A 25380-nucleotide genomic window follows, 5' to 3' on the forward strand; every position below is an offset into this window, starting at 1 on the left:
GATCTCCGCCTTTCTAATTTTTTTGACCACAATACCTATTGTAGAAATGTTTCGTTAACTTTTGTAGTTATTTTTTGCAGATTATTGTAAAGATAACATAAATCATACGAATTACCTTGTTAAGGGAATGTGAATGAGTCTAAATGCTTATTTTTATGAAAGGGGGTTTTCTCATAGGGATAGGATGTTTGATTTCAATTGGCGGGGGTATAGTGTGTAGTGTAAACGATAATCAAGCAGGAGGGTTTCTACATGGGTAAGAAAATTGCAGTTGTCTTAACAGATTACTTTGAGGATGTTGAATTCACCGAGCCTGCAAAAGCCTTTAAAGACGCAGGCCATGAGATCACAGTAATTGAAAACGAAAAAGGAAAAACAGTGAAAGGAAAGCAAGGAGAGGCAGAAGTAAGAGTCGATGCGTCTATCGATAACGTGAAACCAGAAGACTTCGATGCACTTCTGATTCCTGGCGGCTTCTCACCAGACATTCTGCGTGCGGATGATCGCTACGTGCAATTCACAAAAGCCTTTATGGACGAGAAAAAACCAGTATTTGCGATCTGTCATGGACCGCAATTGCTTATTACAGCGAAGACGCTGGAAGGAAGAGGCGCGACCGGCTATACATCCATTCAAGTAGATATGGAAAACGCAGGCGCCAAATTCAAAGATGAAGAAGTCGTCGTTTGTCAGGATCAGCTTGTCACAAGCCGTACACCTGATGACATTCCAGCATTTAACCGTGAATCATTAAAACTGCTCGCAAAATAAGTAGTTTTGACAGGATAAACAAAGCCAGCACCTTGCGAGGTGCTGGCTTTTTCTGTGCATGGATGTAAGAAAGCGGCGTCAACCGCAATTCAGTATCAGGTGCACGATTATTTTCTTAAGCTTTTCAGCTCGCTTGCAATGGCTTGCATTTCACTTGGGCTGAATGAAGATTTTTTCATCACCATTTGGTGAAGAAATTCAATATCTTCATACTTATCTGGACTGAAGTCTTCGGCTTTGATGACTCCAATATTCAGCATATTGAGCTTTTGCGAAATGTCTTCAATCAGCTGATTGACTTCAGCCGCTTTTTGCTGTGACAAGGGCGGCACGTCCTTTCCTGCATGTGTCGAATAATATGTCTATTTTAACAGAAAAGCAAAAGAATAAAAGGGCTATTATGACGACACTGAAATGTTTTTTTCCTTTTTCTCCTCTTTGATCTTATCAATGATTCGTTTGGATTCAAACACCACAACACCTGATAAACCGATGAGGCCAATTAAGTTTGGAATGGCCATCAGTCCATTGAGCATATCTGCTACGCCCCAGACGAAGTCATTCTTAAACACGGCACCGAAAAAGACAGCTATCACAAACACGATGCGATAATACATGACGTACGAATCCTTCGCCAAATATGTAAAGCATTTCTCTCCATAATAGGACCAGCCAATGATGGTTGAATAGGCAAACAGGAGCAGCCCGATTGCCACGATGATTGAGCCAGCTGGACCGAGGAAGTGAGCAAAGGATAACGAAGTCAGCGCATCACTTTTTTCTGTTAAATACATATCTGCCATGACAATCGTAATGCCAGTGATAGAACAAACAATGATGGTGTCAATAAACACTTGCGTCATAGAGACGAGAGCTTGACGGGCAGGCATATCCGTTTTCGCAGCTGCAGCAGCAATTGGTGCTGATCCAAGACCAGCTTCATTGGAAAAGACTCCTCGTGCGACACCCCAGCGAATGACAGTTCCAATTGCACCACCTGCCACGGCTTGACCTGTAAAGGCATCTGAGAAAATAAGACTGACTGCACCAGGAACAAGATCAGCATTCATGACAAGAATGATGAGCCCGCAAATGACGTAAAATAAAGCCATGACTGGTACAAAAATAGATGTCACTCGGCCGATACTTTTAATTCCGCCTAAAATCACGAGTGCCGTAAAGGCAGTAATGATGATACCTGTTACCCATGTTGGAATTTGAAAAGTAGAATTCATGACGCCTGAGATGGAATTAGACTGTACCAGATTGCCGATCCCAAAGGCAGCACTGGCACCGAAAACAGCAAATAGCACACCTAGCCATTTCTGTTTTAAGCCATGCTCTAAATAATACATAGGTCCGCCAGACATTTCGCCTTTTTCGTTTTTGACCCTGTATTTTACAGCCAGAACAGCTTCTGCAAACTTGGTGGCCATCCCGAAAAATGCAGCAAACCACATCCAAAATACTGCACCAGGACCACCTGCAATGACAGCTGAGGCAACACCGACGATATTCCCTGTACCGACAGTTGCAGCAAGAGCCGTCATTAATGCTTGGAAATGGGAGATATCTCCCTCTGATGTTTTGTCTTGTTTTGAAAAAGCGAGCTTTAAAGAATAAGGAAGTAATCTAATTTGAATGAAGAGGATCCGAAAGGTGAGGTAGATTCCAGTACCAACAATTAAAATCAACAGGGGAGGCCCCCACAAAAAATTGTTCATCGTCGTGACAAACTGCTCAATGATTCCCATCTAATGTCCCCCTTTGTTTGTGTAATTCTCCTAAAGTTTCTCCTTTTTTTGTGTATTTTGTCAATGCCGATGGGAGTTTTTCTTGCAAAGTTTCCAAAAGAAAAAGGGCTTGATATGATAGAGAAAAGGTTTTCCAAAGGGATTCTTAGGGAAAAGATAGGAGGAGAATGAAGGATGATTCATGTATTATTTGTGTGCCTCGGCAATATTTGCAGATCACCGATGGCAGAGGCGATGTTTAGAAAACGAGTCGAAGACGAAGGGCTGAGTGAACACTTTGTGATTGATTCAGCAGGCATTGGTGGCTGGCATCAAGGCAGTCCTCCGCATGAAGGAACACGAAAGCTACTTGATGAAAAGGGCATCAGCTATGAAGGAATGACTGCAAGACAAATCATGGATAAGGATATCACCACATACGACTATATCATTGCGATGGATGCTGAAAATGTAGGCGCCCTCCGCAGTTTAGCCGGCTATGGAAAACATCACTTTATTGGCCGTCTTCTTGACTTTGTAGAAGACGACGATCGAGACGATGTGCCAGATCCTTATTACACTGGGAACTTTGAGGAAGTACATGATTTAATTGAAACAGGAATTGATCGTTTTTTGACGTATGTAAAAAAAGAGAAACACCTTTAACTGAAAGGAGATCAGATGAGATGGAAGAGAACAAACAAATCGTGCTTCGGGGAGCTGTTATAGGCGCAGCCTGCGGCATATTGCTGACATTATTTCATCGTCCAACAAGAACTGTACTGAAAGAAAAATGGAATGACTGCCAGCAAAAGCTGGATGAATACCGCCTGGAGCCTGGCAAGATGTCTGCTTGCGTGAAGGAAAAAATGGAAGAAACGAAGCAATTGATGAGAACGGTCTCAGATGATTTGTCTTTTCTGAATGAACAGGTGAATCAGTTAAAGGAAACAACACCAAAGGTATTAGAGATTATTGAAGAAACAAAGGATCACTTTCAAAAGAAACAGAAAGATTGATCATTGGAGATGAGGCGTATGGGTTTTGTTAAAGCGTTAATCGGACGCTTTTTGCTGCATGAAGGACCGGCAAAATCAGCTGAACTTGCGTATTTCTTTTTGCTTTCATTATTTCCGTTTCTCATCTTTGTGCTGACGCTTGTTGGTTATTTGCCGCTGACATCAAAGGATGTTCTAAGCGTCATTTCTGGTTATGCGCCAGAGGGAGCGCTTTCGATGATTGAATCCATTGCCGAAGAGACGCTGAATAACCGTAACGGCGGATTGTTGTCATTCGGGATTATTGCGGCACTCTGGTCTGCATCCAACGGTATTAATGCGGTTGTCAGAGCATTTAACCATGCTTACGAAGTCGAGGAAAATCGTTCCTTCATTCTCGTACGTTTAACATCGATTATCTTAACCATTGCGATGGTGCTTACGATTATTTTTGCCTTGATGCTGCCTGTCTTTGGAAAAGAACTTGGCTTATTCGTTGCCAAATTAGTAGGGCAGTCAGATGCGTTTCTCACCATTTGGACCGCCATGAGATGGATTATTAGTCCACTGATTTTACTAATTGTTTTTACATCCCTATATTATTTTGCCCCTAACATCAGGCTGAAATTGAAATTTGTGCTGCCGGGTGCCATATTCGCATCTGTTGGCTGGATTCTCGTCAGCATGCTGTTCTCATTTTATGTAGGCGAATTTGCTAACTATAGTGCGATGTACGGAAGCATTGGGGGAATCATTATATTAATGATCTGGTTTTATTTAACCGGCATTATGATCATCCTCGGCGGCGAGCTCAATGCGCTTTTACATAAGCGTAAAATCGTACCAGGCAAGGTGTGAAGAAAACCGGGCATCCTAAAGGAGAACGAACATGTTCAATCTTGACGGATGGGGGAATACCGAATGTCTAAACAATCGAAAAAAGGCGGAAGCAACACAAAACAAAACAAAGGCCATCAGCCAAAGCACAAAACAAGTGGAAGTGCGAATGGGCAAAATGGGTATCACTAGATGAAAAAACTCCTCTGCATAGGTGCAGGGGAGTTTTTAATGATTCAATTTCCGTATATAACGTTTCAGGAGAAAAGTTGCTTCAGGCTTTGGCTGATAGTTTGGATCGAGCTGAAAGCCCGCTTTCATCGCAACACGTTCACTTCTGACATGCCCAACAGGACAAAAGATTTCAAATTCATCGACTTCAGGAGCAAAGGCATCTGTCATACATTTCACTGTTTTGGTCACAATACCTTGCCCTTGCGCATCTTCACCAATCCAATACCCAATATTGCCTATCCGATGCTGAAACGTCATGCGGAATACACCGATTAATTGATCGTTTAATACGATACCCGCTTCTATATCTTTTTTTTCAGCATAGGCAGCGCGGGCAGATTGAATAAATGATTGAACATCTTCTATGCGATGACAGTGATTCACCCATGGTAGCCACTCTCCCAAGTGATCTTTATTCTGCTGGATAAGTGCAAATAATGGCTCTGTATCGGCTACTTGTAAACACGCCAATTTTAAGTCATCTGAAATGTTAAATGTAAACAAAATAGATCCTCCATTTAGTTACTTTCAACCACTGCTAGCGTCTTCCCAAATCGAACACAACAAAATACAAATAAAATCACAATGCTAACAAGGTAAAGTAAATTCATGCCCTCGAACGTCTGCACAAAGAATCCGCCAAGAACCGGACCGAGAATACTTCCTGCACTAAACGCCATCCCGCACATCAAATTCCCAGCAGGCAGCAGATGCTTTGGCAATAAGTCCGTCATATAACTGATGCCAAGTGAGAAGGTCGAACCTACAGCCATACCTGCGATAAAGAAACAGATCGCAACAGCCAAAACGGACTGAATGAAAATCCCTGCTAAAAGGAAAAAGAATGAACCGACGAGTGTCACAACTAAAATCATGCGTCGTCTGCCGAAACGGTCACTCAGCATCCCAAGAGGAAGCTGAAAAACAATACTCCCAATCGCAAACGCAGGTAAAATAAACGCAACAGCATCTATCGTCACCCCACTTCTCAGCGCATACACAGGGAAGTTACTATTGAGCGTCGTTTCTAAAAAGCCATAGCAAAACGGCATCATAAACGCTACCCAGCCAAATTGAAACGCCTTCTTGAAGCGCTTCAAACTATTTGTCTGCTCTGACGTCTGCATTTCACCTGTATCAGGATATGTATTTTTTAAAACAAACACAAGCAGCCAAATACACAAACTAACTGCACCAGACACAATAAACGGCAAAGATGGATTGATTTCAATGAGTGGTGTTAAAAAAGGGCCGGCGGCAAAACCGAGTCCAAAGGATAACCCATACAATGAAATATTTCGCCCGCGATTTCTAGATGATGAGGCATAGGTTACCCACGTCTGTGTGGAGAAATGAAGCATATGATCACCGATGCCGATCAACAGCCGCAAGAAGAACCAGACGACATAAGATTCAATAAAGACAAAGCTAAACAAACTTAAAAAGACAGCAGCGCCCCCAATGACGATCAATGGTTTAAATCCGAAGCGGCGCAGCGGCGCTTCCATAAAAGGAGACGCAAGCAGCACGCCGAGATATAAGCCGGTGGCATGCAGTCCGTTTAACGTCGGGGAAGTGCCGGCATGTTCGAAAATAATCGAAATAACTGGCAGTAACGCTCCCTGCGAAAAACCAGATACGGATACAAGTAAAATTAAAATCATAAAATGAATTCTCGACATAAGAAGCTCCTTACAAGTTCATGCTTTCATCGTACAATGGAACCATAGGGGTTTCAATAGAAAGGTGGAAAAGGAATGAAGCTGATATACGAAAATGGTCGGTGGGTCGCAAATGCTGATCAAAGGCAGCTGTCTATTTCGGGAAATGAAGAAGCGGGATACAGGCCGTATCAATTGTTCACCTCGGCTATTGCGGGCTGTTTTGGAGAAATGGTCATTCATGTATGCCGGAAAAAACGAATATCCTATCAAGGACTGACCATTACGCCTGAAACGACAAGAGAAGGAACTGTAAACAAAATCACTCATATTCATTTACATATGATCTTTGAAAGCATCAGCACCTCTGATGAACAGCTGGAAAAAGTAATGAAACTTGCGTTGAAGCATTGCTCCATGGTGCAATCCGTGAAAGGAACGATTGATATCACCCTTTCACACGAACGAATCTAAATGTATATGATGCCGGCACTCACGAAAGAATAACAGTCAGATATGATGTAAAGGAGATTGGCTGTATGAATCGTTTGTTTCTAGTGATTGTCGCAATCGGTGTTCCATTATCTGTAATTGGTAGTTTTCTTCATTTTCCGCAGGCTGTCATGTTCGCCGTCTATTGTATCGCCATCATCGGTCTTGCAAGTTTTATGGGAAGAGCGACAGAGAGTCTTGCCATTATAGCGGGACCAAGAATTGGCGGTTTGTTAAACGCTACTTTTGGAAATGCAGTGGAATTAATTATTTCATTTTTTGCATTAAAACAAGGACTCACCGCCATTGTCCTTGCTTCACTCACTGGCTCAGTGATCGGCAATTTACTGCTCGTGGCTGGACTGTCTTTTTTCGTTGGCGGATTGAAATTTAAACGACAAGAGTTCAATGTCCACGATGCAAGGCATAACTCTGGGCTGCTTATGTTTGCGATTATTGTGGCATTTGTCATTCCAGAAGTCTTTTCCATAGGGATGGCAGAAGATCGTCAATTTGTTTTAAGTATCGGCATTAGCATTGTGATGATTTTGCTTTATGTTGCAGCACTCTATTTCAAACTGGTCAGCCACAGAGGTGTTTATGTTGCCAAGCAGGAAATTGCGGAAGGGGAAGCAGCGACGGAAGAAGAAACACCAGAATGGTCGGGGAAGTTTGCCACGGCGATTTTACTCCTTGCGACAATTGCTGTGGCGTATATTTCAGAGCGGCTCGTCCATACATTTGACACAGTCGGAGAACAGTTTGGCTGGAGTGAACTGTTTATCGGGGTCATCATTGTTGCGATTGTCGGTAATGCAGCAGAACACGCTTCTGCTGTCATTATGGCGTATAAAAACAAAATGGATGTCGCGGTCGAAATTGCTTTCGGTTCTACGCTTCAAGTCGCCATGATGGTCGCACCGATCCTTGTGATCAGCTCGCTGTTTTTTGAAAAGCAAATGCCACTGATCTTCTCATTACCAGAGCTCATTGCCATGGCATCCTCTGTTTTACTAACGGTCATCCTCTCAAATGATGGGGATACGAACTGGTTTGAAGGTGCTACATTGCTCGCTGCCTATTTCATTATGGCGATTGGATTTTTCCTTTTATAATCTTTTGTGGATAAGGGACGTCTTTCGAGAAAATACTATGGAAAAATGAATGAGAAAGAGTGATGATATGAAAAAGATGCCCCGCATCATGTTTGTTGTTCTCTTATCCTTAAGTTTTCTATACAGTTTTCCAGCCGAGGCAGCAAAGCCGTTTAAGGTGCCATCGTCTGTCGCCAGTATCTCAAAGGAAAATACGTATCCAAATGCGTCACAAGATCAACCGCTGCTACAGCCGAGCGAGCTGACGGCCGAATTATTTAAAACAACAAGTGTACCAATTGAAAATACACACTTAATTAAAATGCTGAATGAATCCAGTATCTCAGGTACACCGCTAGCAGTTGGCTACAGGGCAACGATTTTTCTTGGAAGATGGGCACTCAGCTATGATTCAAACGAAACCGTCGCCAATTGGGAATACAAAAAAGTGAACACGAATCACATTGATAATAGAGGCGGAAACAAAACAGCCATCGGCAAATATGTGCAAAAGCAACAAGTAAAAGTAAGTGGAGGGCTCACAGCAAAAGTACCAAACCCAGAAGATGTGAAAACATTGATGATGCAAAAAGCCATCCAAAAAACAAAACTTCCGCTCGCCTTCGACACAGTGATTGGTGCAGGAACAAAGCGAGATCAGTCCTACCACGTATCTCCGAAAAAAGCAGCATCCCTGCATGCATACGCTCCAGCCATTAACGAAAAAGGAAAGGTTACTTACGGAGAAGTGTATCTTGTGCTCAAGGGAAATAAACGCAAACTTGTCGTAAAAAATGTGACCTCACAAGGAATCGGCGCTTGGATTCCTGTTCAGGATCACCTGACGTTTGGGTTTCAAGGGATGAATTAAAAACAGTCATCTCCTCTTACCAAGGGGAGATGACTGTTTTTTGATTAAGATGTCCTATCTTTTTTCTTTTTCATTTCATGAATGTAAAAATCAAAGGCGTTATATAAAAGATATACAAAGAAAAGAAAGAGAAAGACTTTCGTGAATATCGTCAAATTGTTGAAAATTAAGCATAGACCAATAAAAGGGAGGATCATAAAGCCATAATACGAAAACCACCATGTTTTAAAAATGAAACTCAGCTCCTTGGTTATTTGTGGAAACGACTCTTTCTTCATATTACATGGTCTTGAGTAGAACGTAAACCTTACCTAGACAATAAAAAAGCCAACGCAGAAGTTGAATGAATCCAACAACTACGATGGCTTAGCTCATTATTCCCCTAAATCCACATTATGATAAACTTGCTGCACGTCTTCAAGCTCTTCTAATACATCGATGAGTTTTTCAAATTGTGCTTTCGATTCATCATCTAATGTCACTTCGTTTTGAGGCAGCATTGTGATTTCAGCGACAGTAAATTCTTCTACGCCTGCCTGTTTGAAGGCTTCTTGAACTTGATGGAATTGATCTGGTTCAGCGTAGACGATCACCGTATCATCTTCTTCCATAATGTCACGTACATCAATGTCTGCTTCCATTAAAAGTTCAAGCGTTTCTTCTTCACTTTTCCCCTCGACACCGATCACCGCTGTTTGGTCAAACATGTAAGCAACAGATCCACTGACACCCATATTTCCGCCGTTTTTCCCAAATGCTGCACGAACATCTGACGCTGTGCGGTTGACGTTATTGGTCAGGGCATCAACAATCACCATAGATCCGTTTGGACCAAATCCTTCGTAACGCAGCTCATCGAAGTTCTCTTCTGCGCCGCCTTTTGCTTTTTCAATCGCACGGTCCACAATGTGTTTTGGGACACTATATGTTTTTGCACGTTCTAGGACAAAACGAAGTGCTTGGTTTGATTCTGGATTTGGCTCACCTTGCTTGGCAGCCACATAGATTTCACGCCCGAATTTTGCGTAAATACGACTTGTATTGGCATCCTTTGATGCTTTCTTTTCTTTAATGTTGTTCCATTTACGACCCATCTTATTCACTCTCTTTCAATTAGTAAATACACAGTATGAGGGTCCCCATGCTGCATGAAATTAATCTGCTTTCTATTATACATGAATCAGTCAAGAGGATAGAAGTAAGAGGGCTGAAAAGAAAAGAATTCCTTAGCTGATATGTCCAAGTTGTTCAAGCGTCTTATTTTTCTCATGCGGTCTAGTCAGCTCATCACACCGAATGATCATGTGAACTACATGCATGATAATTAACTAATTAACAAAAAGTGATCAAAAAAATAACCCCATCACAAATGAGGTTATTTTGCAGGCTGTGGATAGACGAGATCCTCAAGCAATTTCACATCATGCTGGTGAAGTTGTGTGATCATTTCTTTTCGCACAGCGAGGGCGGCTTCGAAGTATTTTTCATCCTCGACCATTCCTTTTACGGTGATCTCAATCCCGCGATTCAATTTATTGAGCCCCATAATGCCATGAACCTGAAAAGGTTCAATGGCGTTTTGGAATTCATCTTTTTTCAGTAAATCATGATGCATTTGATTTAAATGATTACATGCTGTTTCTAGCGCCTTGAAAGCAATGTCAGGATTTTGGTTTGCGCTGATCAAGACTGACTCTGTGATACGCATGTAGTGCATATTGTAGTTTTGGATTTGACGAATGTCTCCGTTTGAAATGGTTAACAGCTTGCCGCTCCATTCTCTAATTTGCAAAGACCGGAGACCAATTTCTTCAATGGTTCCGTTAAAAAGATTATTGACCGTCACATAGTCACCTTTATGAATTTGCCTTTCATAAATGAGGAAGATGCCGGCTAGAATATCACGAATCAAGGTCTGAGCGCCAAAACCAATGACAATTCCAGCAACACCAGCCCCCGCAAGAATCTTCCCAAAGTCATGAAAAAATAGAGAAATCACATATAAGACAAAACATATGGAAGCTGTATACTTTGAAACCGATTTGACCAAGCTCTCAATCGTTTTTTTCTTCTTGTCTTCAATGAATTCAGTGCGTTTAAAGAAGATCTGAAGCGCTTTGTTGATCATAAAGACGGCAAGCCAAAGAATGAGGCCAACAAGGAGAATTTCAATGTATTTGTTCTTGACCACTGTCAGAAATGTTTCGTCCATCTATCGGTTACCCCCTGGCTGTACGAGAAGTAAAATCAACATCTTGATAATAACTGTTTTTCACAAGAACATTCGGACCAAGGCATTGCACACTTGGGCAATGACAATTCAGTTCTTTTGCCAATTTTGTGTTCATCCAGCGTGTATAAGCTGATTGCAACGTATCGGTTTCAATATTTCCTAATGGCGGTGTATCGCCAAAGTCTGTCACAATAATATTCCCATCAAAAATATTCACATTCAACCGTGAACGGCCATCAGGGTCATTTCGTACTGTCACATTTTTCGCTTGACGCAATCGAGTCAAGAGGCGCTGGTCTTCTTCATCTGTGCTGCATGAATAAAATGGCAATGTGCCAAACAGCATCCATGTGTTCTCATCACGAACATCGAGCAACTGATGAATCGCATCCCGCATTTGCGGAAGCGACAATGATTCAAGGGCGCTGGCAAAATCACTTGGATACATCGGATGAACTTCGTGGCGCTGGCATTTCATCTCGTCCACGATTTGACGATGGATGTGTTCAATATAAGGAAGCGTACGCTTATTCAGCATCGTTTCAGCAGATACGGTTACACCCGCTTTCACAAGTGCCTGACTATTCTCAATCATGCGGTTAAACAATTTCTCGCGCTGCTCAAAGGTTGGCTTTCGGTCCATCATTGCAAAACCAACTGTAGCAAACTCTTCGACTGTTCCCCAGTTATGTGAAATGTGTAGGACATCCAAGTATGGAATAATCTCTTCATATCGAGCCAAATCAAGTGTTAAATTCGAATTAATTTGGGTACGGACGCCGCGTTCATGGGCATACTTTAATAAAGGAACGACATATTCCCGTACAGATTTCAGAGACAGCATCGGCTCTCCGCCTGTGATGCTAAGGGAACGCAAGAGCGGTACTTCATCTAAACGGCGAAGCAGTAAATCGAGTGGCAGTGCATTCGGATCTTTTGGCTGCAAAGTATAGCCAACCGCACAGTGCTCACATCTCATGTTACACAACGTCGTTGTCGTCAATTCAATATTTGTCAGCTTCATTTCTCCGTAATCCTGCACATCGAGATAGGCTTCCCAAGGGTCGAATGCAGGTGTAATCGGGCGAAGTGCTGTTTTTTGGTTCATGGTATCTATCTCCTTTTCATTCGGGCAAACATAGACCCGCCAACAGTTAATTTTAAGCCCCATCACCGTTATACGCAAGAGGGGACACAATTGATTTACAAAGGAAAAAAAGATAAGCTATAAACAAATGCTAAAGGGAGTGTATCTATGGGCAAGGCAGCAGACAGCAAAGAACAGCAGGTTGATTATTTAAAGAACCGATTAGATATGTTTATGAATGTGATTGATTCATTAGATCCTGAATCCACAGACGTTGAGGATATAGACAGACTCATCCAGATGATCGACGACCTGGAAGCGAAATATGAACGGTTTAAAACCGATTGGAAGGAAGAATAGCTCGCGCTGATGCGGGCTTTTTTCTTTAAATTGGCAGGTCAAAAAGTGTATGAGTACCCGGTATATTCTGCACAATAGAAGAAAAACCGGGAAGTGACGTAAATGAAAAAATGCATACTGATCTGTCTATGTGCGCTTTTTGTATCGATGCCTTTTTCAAACTTAGAAGCCGTGTCTAATCAGCCGATTCATTGGGGATTTGCTAAAAGCAAACAGCACAAGCCAGCAGATGCCGGCAAGGAACTGACGACACTCTTAAAGAAATATGATGCTTTCTATTTAGGAAATACGAAAAAGAAAGAGATTTATTTTACATTCGACAATGGCTATGAAAATGGGTACACACCCAAAATCTTGGATGTGCTGAAAAAACATCAAGTACCCGGCACCTTTTTTGTGACTGGGCACTTCGTAAAGGACCAGCCTAAGCTCATCAAACGTATGGCAGAGGAAGGTCATATTATTGGCAACCATTCCTATCACCATCCAGATTTAACAACAAAGAGTACGAAAGAAATCAAAGAAGAGCTAGATCGTGTCAATGAAGCGGTATACAAAATCACAGGAAAACAAGATAACCTCTACCTTCGTCCACCGCGCGGGGTGTTCAGTGAAAGGGTACTAAAGGAAACGAAACAGCTTGGCTACCAAACCGTTTTCTGGTCAGTAGCGTTTGTAGATTGGCACATCCACCATCAAAAAGGAAAACAGTATGCGTACAATCAAATGATGAAACAGGCGCATCCGGGTGCCATTTACTTACTTCATACCGTCTCAAGGGACAATGCCGAGGCACTTGATGATGCCATCACTGCTTTAAAAAAACAAGGATATACCTTTAAAAGCTTAGACGATCTCATGCTTGAAAAAGTATGGCATCTTCCTCAGCTATAGAAAAAAGCTTGCAGACATCTGCAAGCTTCAGCGTGTAGCCAAACCCTCGCATTCGCCCGCAGTCCTGCGTGCTGGTGCTCACGAATGTGAAATTCGCTCCGCGCCAGTACTCGTCCTTCCTAGACTGCAAAGGTTTTTTATCACGCTGAAACGAAGACAAAGGGCTAAAATCAAGTTCATTTTAGCTCTTTGTCAACAATCTGAGGCTTGCAGACACTGCAAGCTTTTTGACTTATCCTTCTCTTATTTTACGCTGGAACAAAAGGGGACGATGACGAGTAAAGGAGTCAATCAAGCCCTCACCGAAAATCGTGATGCTTTGCTCCCAAGGATGTCCTAGTAAACCCCAGGTCATCTCTTTTGATAAAAAGAAATAGTAATCTCCATTTGGGAGCACAGGAACTCTCCATTCTCCAAATTCATCTTTTTCAAATGAGCCGTATGGTGTGATCCAATAGCAGTCGTGGTGCCAATCAAGTACCTGCATATATTCGTCCGTTCCGGTGATATTCTCCTGAAAAGACAGCAGTGCCTTCTTTTCAAGGTCTTCATCCCCACTTAGGAGAGAAGGGTCCTCGAAATAAGCAGAGATATCATATGTGATGTAAGGAGATGGTGCTTGAAAACCGGGAAAGCGAGAGATGCTTGGGTTAAATTTAAACTTTTGATCAAATGTTTTCCATGCGTACTTTAGTTCTTTGTCTGTCAGTGGAATCCAGTTTTCCATAGTATCTCCCTTTCAAGCACTTCTCTCAAAAAACTATTTAAAAATCCTAAACCATCCTTTATGTTTAAACCACAAAAGCATCCCTGAGACAAGCAAACCCATGAAAATCAGTACACCAAAATAGCCATATTTCCAGTGTAATTCAGGCATGTTATCAAAGTTCATCCCATACACCCCAACAATAAAGGTCAGTGGAATAAAAATCGTCGAGACAATGGTCAGTGTCATCATGATGGCATTCATTCGGTTGGAATTTAGTGTTTGATAGCTGTCTCGTAAATCGGCTGTCATATCACGGTTTGACTCAACGATCTCTGTTAGTTTCAATAAATGATCATAAATATCATTAAAATATGCTTGCCGGTTTGCATCGCTTTTCATCATATTCGTGTTCACAATTCGATATAAGAGGTCCCTCATCGGGATAATGGTTCTGCGCAGTTTGAGCAAATCGGATCGAATACCGAATACTTCGTTCATTAATGTACCATACGTTTTATGCCCTTCTTCATCCTCGATTTCATTGAGCCTGTCCTCAATTTGATAAATAATAGGAAAATAATCATCGACGAGCTGGTCAATCAGCATATAAGCCATATGCTCTGGACCGCTCTCTCGTGCTTTATCAGACCCTTTGAGCTTTCGGATGACTCGATCAATGTAGGGTGCTTCCTTCAAATGAAAAGTAACGATATAGTTTTCTCCAACAAACAGGTCGACTTCTTCAGATCGAAGTGTTTTTTGATTGAGGGCATGAAGAACGAAAAATAAATACCCTTCATAAAAATCAAGCTTCGGCCGCTGTAAATAATGGAAGCAGTCTTCAATCGCAAGCGGATGGAACTGAAAAAATTCCTTTAACAGTGCTGCTTCCTTTTCCGTTGGCGCATAAAAATCAATCCAATACCAAGCAATATCGGGGCTTGAAAGCTGCTGCAATGTTGCATGTTCAATCAAGTCGCCGTTTTTTGTCACTGCAAGTTTTTTCAGCATGTGCACCCCTCCAGACTTGCATTATATCATGAAGTACCGGCGGTGAACTTATACGTTTTCACCATAAAAAAGCCGATCTCATCGCTGAGATCGGTCCAATGTGCGTGTATGATTGATGGATAAAGCGAGAATTAAGGACGACGGAAGTTGACGAAACCACCGTTACGGTCGAACCAACCTCTAAATGCCCAGTTGATGTAACCGCCATCACCTTTGTTTGTGAAAGATCCATTTTCAAATACCCAAACTCCGTACGTAATGCTTCCGTATTTAACAGTAGCAAACGTTTTAACACCGTTGAAACGAGTCTCATAGCCTTGGCTTAAGTTAAAGACCATGACATTGTATTTTGCGCCAGCAGCATAGAAAGCAGACTCCATTAATCCTTTGACAAAGCCTTCACGGTTCGTGTTAGCATTTGCAGCATTAATTAATGCATTGGCAATTCCAAGTACGTCAAAGTTAATGTTAACATTTGTCGCATTTGTTGAAGCTTTACCTTCAGCAGCTTTGTTTAACACAGTTTGCTGAATAGTTGTTGAAACTGGAGCAGTTTTTTGCTCAGCAGCGTCAGCGAATACTGGTAGTGTCGAAGAAACAGCAGTGGCAAGGGCAACAGAAAGAATTGTTTTTTTCATTGGTCGGATCTCCTTTGTTTTTAAATTTTGGGTCTTCTTTTAGTAAAACGTGAAACTAGGTGAAGCCGGTTATCAATGAGGTAAATATGTTCCTGCAAGATGAAACAAATGATTGCCTAATCCGCTAATTCCTTTGTTCACCTCCTTGATATGTCATAATTATACAAATATTTTTGAAATAGAAGATATCACCCATAGGTTCTATTTCTAATTTAAGGAAAATGATCCTAAAATGTTGAAGATTGCTGTCGAATTTTAGCTGAATTCGACTAAAAATTTTCATCTATCCAAAAGGAGAATGACCATAAATAAGGAAGATATAACTGATAAATTCTTGTACTCTTTATATTTAAAAGTATTCAATATAGAGAATCATTCATGCAAAGTGAAACAATCACATCTGCGTGTGTTGGCAGAAAGGAAGAGGAAAAACATGTGGGAAAAACACCTATTGGTTGAACCGCCCTATCACTTCGATCAAGTGCTGAGACGTTTGTCGAGCGATCCATTAAAGGCGGTCGATCTGGATAAAAGAGAAATCAAAGTACCGATGAGGCTGAATCATAAACCGTACGTTGCAGTCGTTCAAGCGACAGGAACAAAAGAAGCGCCTTCGTTCCGGATACAGGCTAACGGGCCGGAGGAAGCGATCCTTTCTGAGGTGAAGCGGATATTTGGCATGGAGCATCAATTACACGCCGTGCATGCCCATTTTGCTCAAACAAATCTTGCGCCCATTTTTGAACGTCATATCGGAACGCCGCTTATGCTGGATTTCCATCTATATCATTGCTTGATGAAATGCATCATTCATCAGCAGCTCAATCTTGCCTTTGCTTATGAGTTGACGAAACGGTTTGTTCATACGTATGGTGAGCAAATCGACGGCGTCTGGTTTGACCCTTTACCGAAAACCATTGCATCACTTGAAACCGACGATTTGAGAAAACTGCAATTCAGTCAGCGAAAAGCGGAATATGTGATTGGTGTCTCAAAGCGAATAGTGAGCGGCTCTCTAAATTTAGAAGAATTACACGACTTAACGGATATTGAAATTGAAGAACGTCTGCTTCCGATTAGAGGGATTGGACCTTGGACGGTTCAAAATGTCCTCATGAATGGACTTGGAAGACCAAATCTCTTTCCAATGGCAGATATCGGGGTTCAAAATGCGATCAAACGTCACTTTGACCTGCCAGAAAAGCCAACAAAAGAAGAGATGGCAGTTTTAAGCAAGGAGTGGGCACCGTATTTAAGTTACGCCTCCCTTTATTTATGGAGAAGTATAGAGACAGATAAATAATTGAAAGGCATTTTCGCTCTTCGTCCAAGTCGTGATATACTATTCAGATGGAATAAAATGAGGACAACCGATAAAGGTTTAAATAGAACGGAGAGAATAAACGTGAAAGAAAAACAGCAAGGAGCCCTTCTGCAAAAGGGGCAGCAGTTCCCGCTTACCATTAAACGCCTTGGCATTAATGGGGAAGGGGTCGGTTATTTTAAAAAGCAAGTAGTCTTTGTCCCAGGTGCACTTCCAGGTGAGGAAGTAGTAGTTGAAGCAACGAATGTCCAAGCGAAATATGCAGAAGGTACGGTGAGGAAAGTCCGCAAGCGCTCAGAACATCGAGTGAAACCGCCGTGCCCAGTATACGAAGAGTGCGGAGGCTGTCAGCTTCAGCATTTGGCATACGAGCAGCAATTAAAGGAAAAACGCGATATTGTCATTCAATCAATGGAGCGTCATACAAAGCTGTCGGTTGAAAAGATCGATATTAGACCAACAATCGGTATGGAAGATCCGTGGCACTACCGGAATAAAAGTCAGTTCCAAGTCGGAAGATCACATAGCGGCGACATCATCGCAGGGCTTTATGGGCTGAATTCTCATAAACTTGTTCCGATCAAGGAATGTATCGTCCAGCATCCGAAAACGAACAAAACAACAGGCGTCGTCCGCAAAATTTTAGAGAAATTCGGCGTATCTGTCTACAACGAGCGGACAAGAAAAGGCGACGTGCGCTCGATTGTTGTGCGTGTCGGCTTTGAAACAGGTGAAGTACAAGTCGTCCTTGTCACATCAAAGCCTGAGTTTCCAAAGAAAAAAGAAATCGCCGAAGCCATTCAAAAACGTCTGCCAGAAGTGACGTCTATTATGCACAATATTAATGGCGAAAAAACGTCAGTCATCTTTGGGCATAAAACATCGCACCTAGCTGGCAACATGGTCATCCAAGAATTTTTAGGAGACGTCTCCTTTGAATTGAGTGCACGGGCTTTCTTCCAATTGAATCCGAAGCAGACATTAAAGCTTTACGACGAAGCGAAAAAAGCGGCCAAACTGACTGGCAAAGAAAAGGTAGTCGATGCGTATTGCGGCGTTGGAACCATTGGAATGTGGCTCTCAGATGGAGCAAAAGAAGTAAGAGGTATGGATGTCATCAAAGAATCAATTGATGACGCGAAGAAAAATGCCAAAAAACACGGCATGAAAAACGCAACTTATGTGACAGGCACAGCCGAACACTGGCTGCCAAAATGGGTCAAAGAAGGCTTCCGTCCCGATGTTATCGTCGTCGACCCGCCAAGAACAGGCTGCGAACGCACTTTCCTAGACACCGTCAAACAAGTCAAACCAAAACGTTTTGTCTACGTCTCTTGCAACCCATCTACACTAGCAAAAGACCTCGAATACATGTCAAAAGACTATAAGATCGAATACATGCAGCCAGTGGATATGTTTCCGCATACGGCGCATGTGGAGTGTGTGGTGTCTTTAGTCCTTAAATAATAGTGGGCAAAGAACCGCGAAAGGCCATTATGATCATTTAACCTTCTAATATGAAGTAATCACCAAATTTTTTTTAAGTGAGCATAAATATCACCAGTCATGTTTTATCAATGGAAGTTTTATATGAATATATGCATGGTGTTATCGCAGATGGTATATATGGTCCAAAACCAAAGAAAAAGGCGCAGCTCGAAGCCTTCTTGAAGTAAACAAATAGTCCCCTTGAAATTCCAAGGGGACGTTTTTGTTTATTCGATGATTTATCCTCTTTTTAATACTCGCATACTTTATCTTCGCACTCGGGTTTTTCTTTAGCATCTACAGTGAAAGATATGACTTCGTCATTGCCCTTATCATAGATTCCCCATATTTCTTTTTTCTTATTTTCATTGAGATAACCATTAATTTCAATACCGCCCATTGGGTTTATCTCATAATCATCAGTATAATCAATTCGTTTAATATCATTATAGTTTGTTTTAATAAAGTCAGTCATTCTTTTCTTAGCCAAGGAATACAATTCTTCTTTTTTAGCTTCTTGGGCAGCTGTTTTTTTGTCGTGTTGTTCCTTCATAAATATCCCTCCAAGTGTTATAATAACCAAAGTTATAAGGATAATTATGTATTTTTTCATAAAACCATCCTTTCTATCTTAGATTTTACATGAGAGAAGGGGCATTGTACATGAATACAAAGACGGACATACCTAATTTAACAGATAAAGATTATTTTTCTCTGAGCCAAAATACATATAGTGAAAAGAAAATGAGAAAAGCCTATGAGAATAAGACACCACTTGTAAATGATTCAAAAAAAGCTTTTTATGTAGACAAAATCAAAAAAGACCCAGACACAGGCCTAGATGTTTACGTATTTGTCCAAGCCAAGAAAAAAGAAGGTAAATGGGTTAAACCAAAAGAACCTGAGAATGTTGTCGTAGGTTTTCAAGGAACAAATCAAGAACAAATCAAAGCTGACGTGATAAGTGCAGATGGCGGCAACGTGGTAATGGGTCAAGACCCGAAAAAGAAAGTCAAATACATCATGAAAAAAGAGGCACCTGAAAACTCTAAAGCGATTACCAAGTATAACGGTAGTATGGAACAAGCCATGTTGTTGAAAAGTGGAGAATACAAAATTGTCACTAAGACATCTCAATTTGATCAAGGTGATAAGCTCGTCGCCAATGAAGTGAAAAAGTATGCTGGCACTAATACAGTGATTTCAACAACGGGTCACTCACTTGGAGGGGCAGATGCAGAATACGCTGGTGTAAACAATCATGTTTACAGTGTAGCCTTTAACAACCCTTCCATTGTTAAACTGCATGATGAAGAAACTCAGAAGAAAATCAGAAACGGCGAATTTGATTTGTATCATAAAGCCATCATTAATCCTGATGATATGGTGGGGGCAGGTTGGTTGTTGGAATATGACAGGCACAATGGAACGACAATTTATACGAAAGATCCTAGTCAATCACGAAGAGAGCGTATAGATCGGTTTGTGTCTCCGTTTGGTGTTCCTGGGGTTTTAGGAAATTTGATTACTTCCTTCTATGGCCAAGCATTCGCAAAAGATCCGGATACTCATAGTTTAAATGAGTCGAACTTTACTTTTGATAAGAATGGTCATATCAAAAGTGTGGATGGAAGCAAAGGTGTTTATAACCAGAATATCGAATCGTTCTCATCTTATTCAGGTATGAATGGACAAACCATCAAAGTGGATGCCAAATATGCAAAAGAATTAGCTCGTCGATTACAGGCAGCTATCGAAGACTTAAAAACAAAAAAACAAGCAATTGAACAATTCCCTCACGATCACAGCAAAATGATTTATGACGTGAAATCTATTTGCGGAAAGAGGTTAGGAGAATTCAATGATTTAGATCCAAGTGACGTTGAAAAAGCTATATTGTTTCACGCCCCTTTTGTGAAAGATGGAGCAGCATTTTATGACTCAGAAGAACAGTATCAAACTGAGGCTTCTCTACATTATTTGATTAGAGATTTAGAGGATATTAGTGAGTTTATTGTGAAAATGGCGGAGGATTTAAAAGATAAGGATAATGAATTAGCAAGATGGTTACGGTTGTAAGGAGGATTTCAATTGCCATATGGAGTTAATATGGATGCAGATGAGTTTTACAGACGATTACAACAGAATGAGGAATTAAAAAAAATTGTAGGTTCAAGTTTAAAAACGCATTGTCAGAATCTAAAAGAAGACACAAAACATGCGTCAGACTTTTCTTCAGCACAACAGGTTGTAGCTGAAGTGTATGTTGCTTTACTCTCTTCATTTGAAGGAAAAGCTAAGGATGCATTGATACAAAGACTCAATGAAAATGCGAAGATGCTGACAAATGCCACAGAGAACAGAAGTGCCTTTCTAAGAAGTATAAAGACAAAATAGTGAACATAACCTCTTCGCAACGATGTGACAGAGGTGTTTTTTTATTTGGGAATCGTCTTATAAATTCCTTGACGCTTTATTCACAGCTGGTATCAGCTTATTATTTAATATGACACATAAACGTTGACGAGCAAGATGATTAATACCGTGCATGTGGAGACAGTTGTATCGATGGTACGAGTGTAAAAAGTGAAATGAATAAAAATGGTTCGTGACTTGAATACTGGCTTCTAGTTTGTACGATCATCACGGACTTTTTTATTAACTTATTGAGAGAGATCGATCAAAGAATTTTTAATTCATGGAAAGGTGGAGGATGAGATTGAGTCAATTTAACATCTTAACAAACTATATCCCAATGCTTCAAGGCGATGATATTGGTGAATGGGTCATAGATAAAGAAAATGATGGAACAGCAGAACACCCGATTCAGATGCCCTTTGTGAATTATTCCGAAACGGTCCGTCGTTTTATCGAGGATGTCTATACCTTTGCAGAACAACATCAAGAAATGGAGCTTACCCGCTACAGTGAGATCCTCAAAGAAAATGGCATTGAGGGTGGAACGAACGATATGGAGAATGTGGACATCTCAAATGTAAATGCGCAGTGTGTACTGGCTCTCATCATGGGGGTTCTGAGAGCTGAACGATTTTGCGATGGTGTCATACTCGATGTCTTTACAAAAGGAACTATTGTCAAGTGGCTTGAAAGATTGGAACGTTTGGAGTAAGAGAGACTAGTTTTCGGGGTGATCAAATGAAAAACAAAACAGATGTAGCCCACATGTTTCCTCCTATGAAAATAGAAGAAATTGATCATATTTTATTATATGATTTTGATGCAATAAAAATGGAAAAAGAAGATGAACGTATAAAATTCATTTTACAAGATCCCTATTGTCCTGATAAACATCATATTCACAGTGTGTATGTCATCTATAAAAGGTCTATACTCAATTTACTTGAAGGTAGGATTCGTTCTATTCATAGTCATGAGTTCATGACTGCTAAGAAAAAGGATCGAACGATTTCTATAGAAGATATAGAATATGTATTAGAGATCGCTACAGTTGTGGTTGTTGCAAGTGAAAATAATGGAATATTGACGAATTATTTTTATAGTGGAGTCGGACAAAGGTTAGATTGTATCTTTAATCTATGCATAGGTTATTCAACAGATTTACAAAAGAAAGAGCATAAAGTAAGTTTGCAACGATTTATGGATGATATAAAGATTGTTGAAGAGATGGGATTGTTAGAAAAAATAGTAGGATAATGAGCAAAACCTAGATTTTAGAGAAATCTAGGTTTTTTCGTGCTTTTGAAAAATTTAATCAACTTCTTGTTGACCTTCCCCTTAACTGAAAGGTTTATACTGTGATCAGATCAACAAATCGGAGGAGATGCAGGGTGTTCAAGATCGGCGATTTTTCTATGTTAAGTAAAGTGCCTGTCAAAACCTTAAGATATTATGACCAAATTGATTTATTAAAGCCTCAGCAGATCGATCAAGATTCGGGATACCGTTATTACTCAGCGGAGCAGTTACTTGAGGTCAATCGAATTTTTCTCTATAAGGAATTAGGCTTTACGTTAAAGCAAATGGGGCAGCTTCTTCGTGAAGATATCTCAGTAGAGCAAATTCAGGGCATGTTTCTCTTGAAAGAGAGTGAGATTCAGCAATTGATCGAGAGAGAACAACAGAAATTAGCCCGTATTAAGGAGCGGATGCATCTCATCAAACGAGAGGGGTGTGTTGAAAAAGAACAGGAGGTCATCATTAAATCTGTTGAAAGTAAACGCATCATGTCTTTTCAATCCAACGGAACTGTTGAAGAAATCCCTTCATTCTTTCAAATGTTTCATCATTTATTACATAAACATCAACAAGAATCGATCTCGGGACCACAAGTAGTGTTATGGAGAGAATCACTGGATAAAGAAAGTGAGTTCGAATTTGAGGTGGGGTATTCCGTCAAATCGTTAAGGTGCTCGCTTCCTCAGGGAATGACAATTCGCACGTTACCTGCAGAAGACACCATGGCAACACTCTTATTTCATTCACATTCTCCATCCGCACAAACTGCTTGTGTTGACCTGGCGACATGGATTGAACATAACGGATACCGCGTGAAAGATGATCAGCCGGGCCGAGAAATCTATTACCCATTGTCAGAAAATGAAGAAGGCAGACTCATTGAAATTCAAATTCCTATTAAGAATGAAATCAAATCGTAAACATGGCCCAAAGGAGAAACGTCACGATGCAAAATAAAACCGTTGTCTATTTACTTGCTTTAGCAGCTTTTTTAATCGGAACGATCGAATACATCATTACTGGCATTATTCAAATGGTCGCACATGATTTACATGTCACAACGTCTACTGCTGGCTTATTGGTCACATCTTTAGCACTTTCGGCCGCAATCGGTGCACCGATTGTCATCGCACTGACCATCAATATGGACCGCAGAAAAATATTAACATGGACGCTGATCACTTTTATTTTAAGTAACTTCATCACAAGTATCAGCCATTCGTTTGAAATGGTCATGATCACAAGAATTTTACAAGGAATCAGTGGGGGAACGGCGATTGTAGTGGCGATGGCGGTTGCAACTCGTCTTGTAGAACGGGAAAAAAGAGGAACAGCGATTGGCATCATTTTAATGGGATTAAGCAGCTCCTTGGTTTTAGGCGTTCCAATTGGGACATTTCTAAGCAGTATGATCGGATGGAAAGCATTATTCGCAGCCATTGGAGTGATCACGCTTATTCCGCTGATTGTGGTGTATAGGCGAATCCCCTCTATGAAAGAACAAGAGCCGGTGACGCTTCGTATGCAATTATCGATTTTAAAAGATAAGCGGATATTACTTGCGGTGGCAGTGACGCTATTTTATGTAGGTGGATATTCCACGTTATTTACCTATTTAACGCCCTTCCTGCAAGCATCAGCAAACCTTAACATCACAGAAATCAGTGGCATTTTGTTACTAGCGGGAATATGTAGCTTTTTAGGGTCAAGCCTTGGAGGGATGGCAGCAGATAAAAAAGGACCCATCTTCACGATTTTTTCTGGCATCATCTTGCAAATCATGATGCTCATGCTACTAGCATTTGTCACAGGGAATCTCGTGATCATGGTGGCTGTTATCATGATATGGATGATCGCAACATGGAGTACATCACCAGCTCAGCAGCTATATCTAGTAACCCTTGTTCCGAAATCTCCTGATATCGCATTAAGTGTTAATACATCATTTATTCAATTCGGATTTGCTTTAGGCTCGGGGTTAGGGGGGATTGTATTGAGCAGGACATCTATAATGCACCTGAGCTGGATCAGTGCTGGAACGGTTCTTCTCGCTTTACTCATGACCATCTTGATGGTGGCGTTTGACAGAATCTCTCAGCAGAAGAGTTTGAAGGTGATCGAGCAAGGAAGGTAACTTAAATTCAATTTTGTATGGAAGGGACTACTTATTTCGGGTAGTTCCTTTTTGGTTTGAAGAATGCACCAGTAAAGTTGTTTATTTGATACAATAGGGGGCAATATCCAAAGATTGAAGGCATTCATATATTTCTTTTAAAAACGATGAATATCAAACAAAAGCACCACTAGACGAGGAGAGAAAATAAATGCAAATAAGCGAAGAGATCATCAATCGAAAAGGTGCTCGAAAGGGGACTGATATCCCTCATGACGTCTTGTTCCTTTTGAATCAGGGAAAAATAGAGAGTGTGAATTTAACTGAATGGCTGGCTGTCAATCATATGACGTTATTACGTCAAGTTTTGCCATCCGTTGGTTTAGACCATCATTTAGACGGCTTAACATCTAAGATCACTCAACAAAAGGCTGAGTCTGGAATGAAAGCAATTCGTCTTATCGGTCAATTGTTAGATGAATGGCTACAGAAAGAGAATGGGGAAAAACAAGCGGAAGTGCTACAGGCATTTACTCACCATGTATCTGATAGCGTCCGCTGTTGGGCTGCTTATATGAACAAACACCGTTTATCAACTTTGGAAGAGAAATTGGCGTACATTCAGCCATTTGCAGCTGATCATCATTTTGGAGTTAGAGAAATTGCGTGGATGTCAGTGAGAGAAAGCCTAACGGATCAGCTCGATCAAAGTATAGAACATTTAACAGCATGGGCTAAAAGTAAAGATGAAAATATTCGCCGATTCTCAGTAGAAGCTATTCGCCCAAGAGGTGTTTGGACAAAGCATATTGAGTCATTAAAACAAGAGCCAATGAGGGCACAGCCTATTCTAGACTTGCTCAAATCTGATCCATCAACATATGTTCAAGATTCTGTTGGAAACTGGCTCAATGACGCTAGTAAAACACAACCAAATTGGGTCATAAACCTGTGTGAACAGTGGTTAAAAGATTCTGATACAAAAGCAACCAGCAGAATTGTCAAGAAAGCCAAAAGAACGATTGTGAAGGGGAACTTGTGAAGAAATACATAAACTGAATTTCCCTTTTTGGAGGGTATTTCTATCAATAGATCATTAGAAAGAAAGTCTCAAA

29 protein-coding genes are annotated in these 25380 nt (G+C 40.9%); 18 read left to right on the plus strand and 11 right to left on the minus strand.

All coding sequences use genetic code 11. The features are described 5' to 3' along the window. The first annotated feature begins 252 nt into the window (after positions 1 to 252). Positions 253 to 771: a type 1 glutamine amidotransferase domain-containing protein gene (locus NSQ17_RS03890; RefSeq protein ID WP_007496591.1), complete on the plus strand. Its 519-nt coding sequence runs from the start codon at positions 253 to 255 to the stop codon at positions 769 to 771. Between the two features lie 107 nt (positions 772 to 878). Here NSQ17_RS03890 and NSQ17_RS03895 read toward each other — a convergent pair whose 3' ends face one another. Next, positions 879 to 1094, minus strand: a complete 216-nt coding sequence (locus tag NSQ17_RS03895) for a DUF1128 domain-containing protein (RefSeq protein ID WP_008341757.1) — start codon at positions 1092 to 1094, stop codon at positions 879 to 881. Between the two features lie 75 nt (positions 1095 to 1169). Next, positions 1170 to 2525, minus strand: coding sequence for a sodium:alanine symporter family protein (locus NSQ17_RS03900; protein ID WP_041090695.1), 1356 nt, complete (start codon positions 2523 to 2525; stop codon positions 1170 to 1172). A 174-nt stretch (positions 2526 to 2699) separates the two neighbouring features. Between NSQ17_RS03900 and NSQ17_RS03905 the strand changes: the two genes are divergently transcribed. Genes NSQ17_RS03905 through NSQ17_RS03915 form a run of 3 tightly spaced genes read left to right on the plus strand, consistent with a single transcriptional unit; the run spans position 2700 to position 4360 of the window. After that, the gene (locus NSQ17_RS03905) at positions 2700 to 3170 is read left to right on the plus strand and encodes a low molecular weight protein-tyrosine-phosphatase (protein ID WP_008341755.1); all 471 of its coding nucleotides are present in this window, start codon (positions 2700 to 2702) and stop codon (positions 3168 to 3170) included. Positions 3171 to 3190: 20 nt separating this feature from the next. Beyond that, a complete protein-coding gene (locus NSQ17_RS03910; RefSeq protein ID WP_259255003.1) occupies positions 3191 to 3523 on the plus strand; it encodes a hypothetical protein in 333 nt (110 codons plus the stop codon). An 18-nt stretch (positions 3524 to 3541) separates the two neighbouring features. After that, complete coding sequence (locus tag NSQ17_RS03915; protein WP_008341753.1) at positions 3542 to 4360, plus strand: YhjD/YihY/BrkB family envelope integrity protein; 819 nt, start codon at positions 3542 to 3544, stop codon at positions 4358 to 4360. A 207-nt stretch (positions 4361 to 4567) separates the two neighbouring features. On the opposite strand, the gene NSQ17_RS03920 is transcribed toward NSQ17_RS03915, so the two are convergent. Continuing rightward, complete coding sequence (locus NSQ17_RS03920; RefSeq protein WP_096881131.1) at positions 4568 to 5077, minus strand: GNAT family N-acetyltransferase; 510 nt, start codon at positions 5075 to 5077, stop codon at positions 4568 to 4570. A 14-nt stretch (positions 5078 to 5091) separates the two neighbouring features. Further along, entirely contained in the window at positions 5092 to 6255 is a 1164-nt protein-coding gene (locus tag NSQ17_RS03925) for an MFS transporter (protein WP_342467869.1), read from the minus strand. 75 nt (positions 6256 to 6330) lie between these two features. Here NSQ17_RS03925 and NSQ17_RS03930 point away from each other — a divergent pair, with 75 nt between their 5' ends. The 3 genes from NSQ17_RS03930 to NSQ17_RS03940 all read left to right on the plus strand — a co-directional run bounded on the left by NSQ17_RS03930 (position 6331) and on the right by NSQ17_RS03940 (position 8691). Further along, entirely contained in the window at positions 6331 to 6708 is a 378-nt protein-coding gene (locus tag NSQ17_RS03930) for an OsmC family protein (RefSeq protein ID WP_342467870.1), read from the plus strand. A gap of 65 nt (positions 6709 to 6773) precedes the next feature. Continuing rightward, a complete protein-coding gene (cax, locus tag NSQ17_RS03935) occupies positions 6774 to 7841 on the plus strand; it encodes a calcium/proton exchanger (protein ID WP_060832170.1) in 1068 nt (355 codons plus the stop codon). An 88-nt stretch (positions 7842 to 7929) separates the two neighbouring features. Beyond that, entirely contained in the window at positions 7930 to 8691 is a 762-nt protein-coding gene (locus tag NSQ17_RS03940) for a YfkD famly protein (RefSeq protein ID WP_223255680.1), read from the plus strand. A gap of 374 nt (positions 8692 to 9065) precedes the next feature. Here the strand turns inward: NSQ17_RS03940 and NSQ17_RS03945 are convergent, their stop codons facing one another. The 3 genes from NSQ17_RS03945 to yfkAB form a co-directional block, all read right to left on the minus strand. Then, positions 9066 to 9785: a YebC/PmpR family DNA-binding transcriptional regulator gene (locus tag NSQ17_RS03945; RefSeq protein WP_007496614.1), complete on the minus strand. Its 720-nt coding sequence runs from the start codon at positions 9783 to 9785 to the stop codon at positions 9066 to 9068. Between the two features lie 281 nt (positions 9786 to 10066). Next, the gene (locus NSQ17_RS03950; protein WP_342467871.1) at positions 10067 to 10903 is read right to left on the minus strand and encodes a mechanosensitive ion channel domain-containing protein; all 837 of its coding nucleotides are present in this window, start codon (positions 10901 to 10903) and stop codon (positions 10067 to 10069) included. 7 nt (positions 10904 to 10910) lie between these two features. Then, on the minus strand, positions 10911 to 12032 hold the full coding sequence (gene yfkAB / locus NSQ17_RS03955; protein WP_017358799.1) for a radical SAM/CxCxxxxC motif protein YfkAB: 1122 nt from the start codon (positions 12030 to 12032) through the stop codon (positions 10911 to 10913). 147 nt (positions 12033 to 12179) lie between these two features. Between yfkAB and NSQ17_RS03960 the strand changes: the two genes are divergently transcribed. Both NSQ17_RS03960 and pdaA read left to right on the plus strand, forming a co-directional pair. Further along, the gene (locus NSQ17_RS03960) at positions 12180 to 12371 is read left to right on the plus strand and encodes an SE1561 family protein (RefSeq protein WP_003218031.1); all 192 of its coding nucleotides are present in this window, start codon (positions 12180 to 12182) and stop codon (positions 12369 to 12371) included. A 102-nt stretch (positions 12372 to 12473) separates the two neighbouring features. Continuing rightward, positions 12474 to 13265 (plus strand): delta-lactam-biosynthetic de-N-acetylase, encoded by a 792-nt coding sequence (gene pdaA, locus NSQ17_RS03965; protein ID WP_342467872.1) that lies wholly within the window; start codon positions 12474 to 12476, stop codon positions 13263 to 13265. Between the two features lie 232 nt (positions 13266 to 13497). Here pdaA and NSQ17_RS03970 read toward each other — a convergent pair whose 3' ends face one another. From NSQ17_RS03970 to NSQ17_RS03980, 3 genes are all read right to left on the minus strand, one after another. Further along, a complete protein-coding gene (locus tag NSQ17_RS03970; RefSeq protein ID WP_342467873.1) occupies positions 13498 to 13992 on the minus strand; it encodes a DUF2716 domain-containing protein in 495 nt (164 codons plus the stop codon). Between the two features lie 33 nt (positions 13993 to 14025). Further along, positions 14026 to 14985: a magnesium/cobalt transporter CorA gene (gene corA / locus NSQ17_RS03975; protein WP_007496624.1), complete on the minus strand. Its 960-nt coding sequence runs from the start codon at positions 14983 to 14985 to the stop codon at positions 14026 to 14028. A 131-nt stretch (positions 14986 to 15116) separates the two neighbouring features. Beyond that, the gene (locus NSQ17_RS03980; protein ID WP_024720250.1) at positions 15117 to 15623 is read right to left on the minus strand and encodes a hypothetical protein; all 507 of its coding nucleotides are present in this window, start codon (positions 15621 to 15623) and stop codon (positions 15117 to 15119) included. Between the two features lie 433 nt (positions 15624 to 16056). On the opposite strand from NSQ17_RS03980, the gene NSQ17_RS03985 reads away from it, so the two are divergent. Then, positions 16057 to 16926: a DNA-3-methyladenine glycosylase gene (locus NSQ17_RS03985; protein WP_342467874.1), complete on the plus strand. Its 870-nt coding sequence runs from the start codon at positions 16057 to 16059 to the stop codon at positions 16924 to 16926. A 96-nt stretch (positions 16927 to 17022) separates the two neighbouring features. Continuing rightward, positions 17023 to 18414, plus strand: coding sequence for a 23S rRNA (uracil(1939)-C(5))-methyltransferase RlmD (gene rlmD, locus NSQ17_RS03990; RefSeq protein WP_045034519.1), 1392 nt, complete (start codon positions 17023 to 17025; stop codon positions 18412 to 18414). 271 nt (positions 18415 to 18685) lie between these two features. On the opposite strand, the gene NSQ17_RS03995 is transcribed toward rlmD, so the two are convergent. Next, complete coding sequence (locus NSQ17_RS03995; RefSeq protein ID WP_178896506.1) at positions 18686 to 19048, minus strand: DUF1433 domain-containing protein; 363 nt, start codon at positions 19046 to 19048, stop codon at positions 18686 to 18688. Between the two features lie 50 nt (positions 19049 to 19098). On the opposite strand from NSQ17_RS03995, the gene NSQ17_RS04000 reads away from it, so the two are divergent. The 7 genes from NSQ17_RS04000 (at position 19099) to NSQ17_RS04030 (ending at position 25307) form a co-directional block, all read left to right on the plus strand. Then, positions 19099 to 20514, plus strand: coding sequence for a lipase (locus tag NSQ17_RS04000; protein ID WP_342467875.1), 1416 nt, complete (start codon positions 19099 to 19101; stop codon positions 20512 to 20514). Positions 20515 to 20526: 12 nt separating this feature from the next. Then, positions 20527 to 20832, plus strand: a complete 306-nt coding sequence (locus tag NSQ17_RS04005; protein WP_041506592.1) for a hypothetical protein — start codon at positions 20527 to 20529, stop codon at positions 20830 to 20832. Positions 20833 to 21154: 322 nt separating this feature from the next. Then, positions 21155 to 21565, plus strand: coding sequence for a DUF6508 domain-containing protein (locus tag NSQ17_RS04010; protein WP_217967434.1), 411 nt, complete (start codon positions 21155 to 21157; stop codon positions 21563 to 21565). 26 nt (positions 21566 to 21591) lie between these two features. After that, a complete protein-coding gene (locus tag NSQ17_RS04015; RefSeq protein WP_342467876.1) occupies positions 21592 to 22110 on the plus strand; it encodes a hypothetical protein in 519 nt (172 codons plus the stop codon). Positions 22111 to 22244: 134 nt separating this feature from the next. Beyond that, complete coding sequence (locus NSQ17_RS04020; RefSeq protein ID WP_025206945.1) at positions 22245 to 23072, plus strand: MerR family transcriptional regulator; 828 nt, start codon at positions 22245 to 22247, stop codon at positions 23070 to 23072. Positions 23073 to 23098: 26 nt separating this feature from the next. Beyond that, complete coding sequence (locus tag NSQ17_RS04025; protein ID WP_342467877.1) at positions 23099 to 24286, plus strand: MFS transporter; 1188 nt, start codon at positions 23099 to 23101, stop codon at positions 24284 to 24286. A gap of 190 nt (positions 24287 to 24476) precedes the next feature. Continuing rightward, entirely contained in the window at positions 24477 to 25307 is an 831-nt protein-coding gene (locus NSQ17_RS04030; RefSeq protein WP_342467878.1) for a DNA alkylation repair protein, read from the plus strand. Positions 25308 to 25380 lie beyond the last annotated feature (73 nt).

The organism is Bacillus sp. FSL W8-0629 (genome assembly GCF_038593225.1).
Lineage (GTDB): Bacteria > Bacillota > Bacilli > Bacillales > Bacillaceae > Bacillus > Bacillus altitudinis.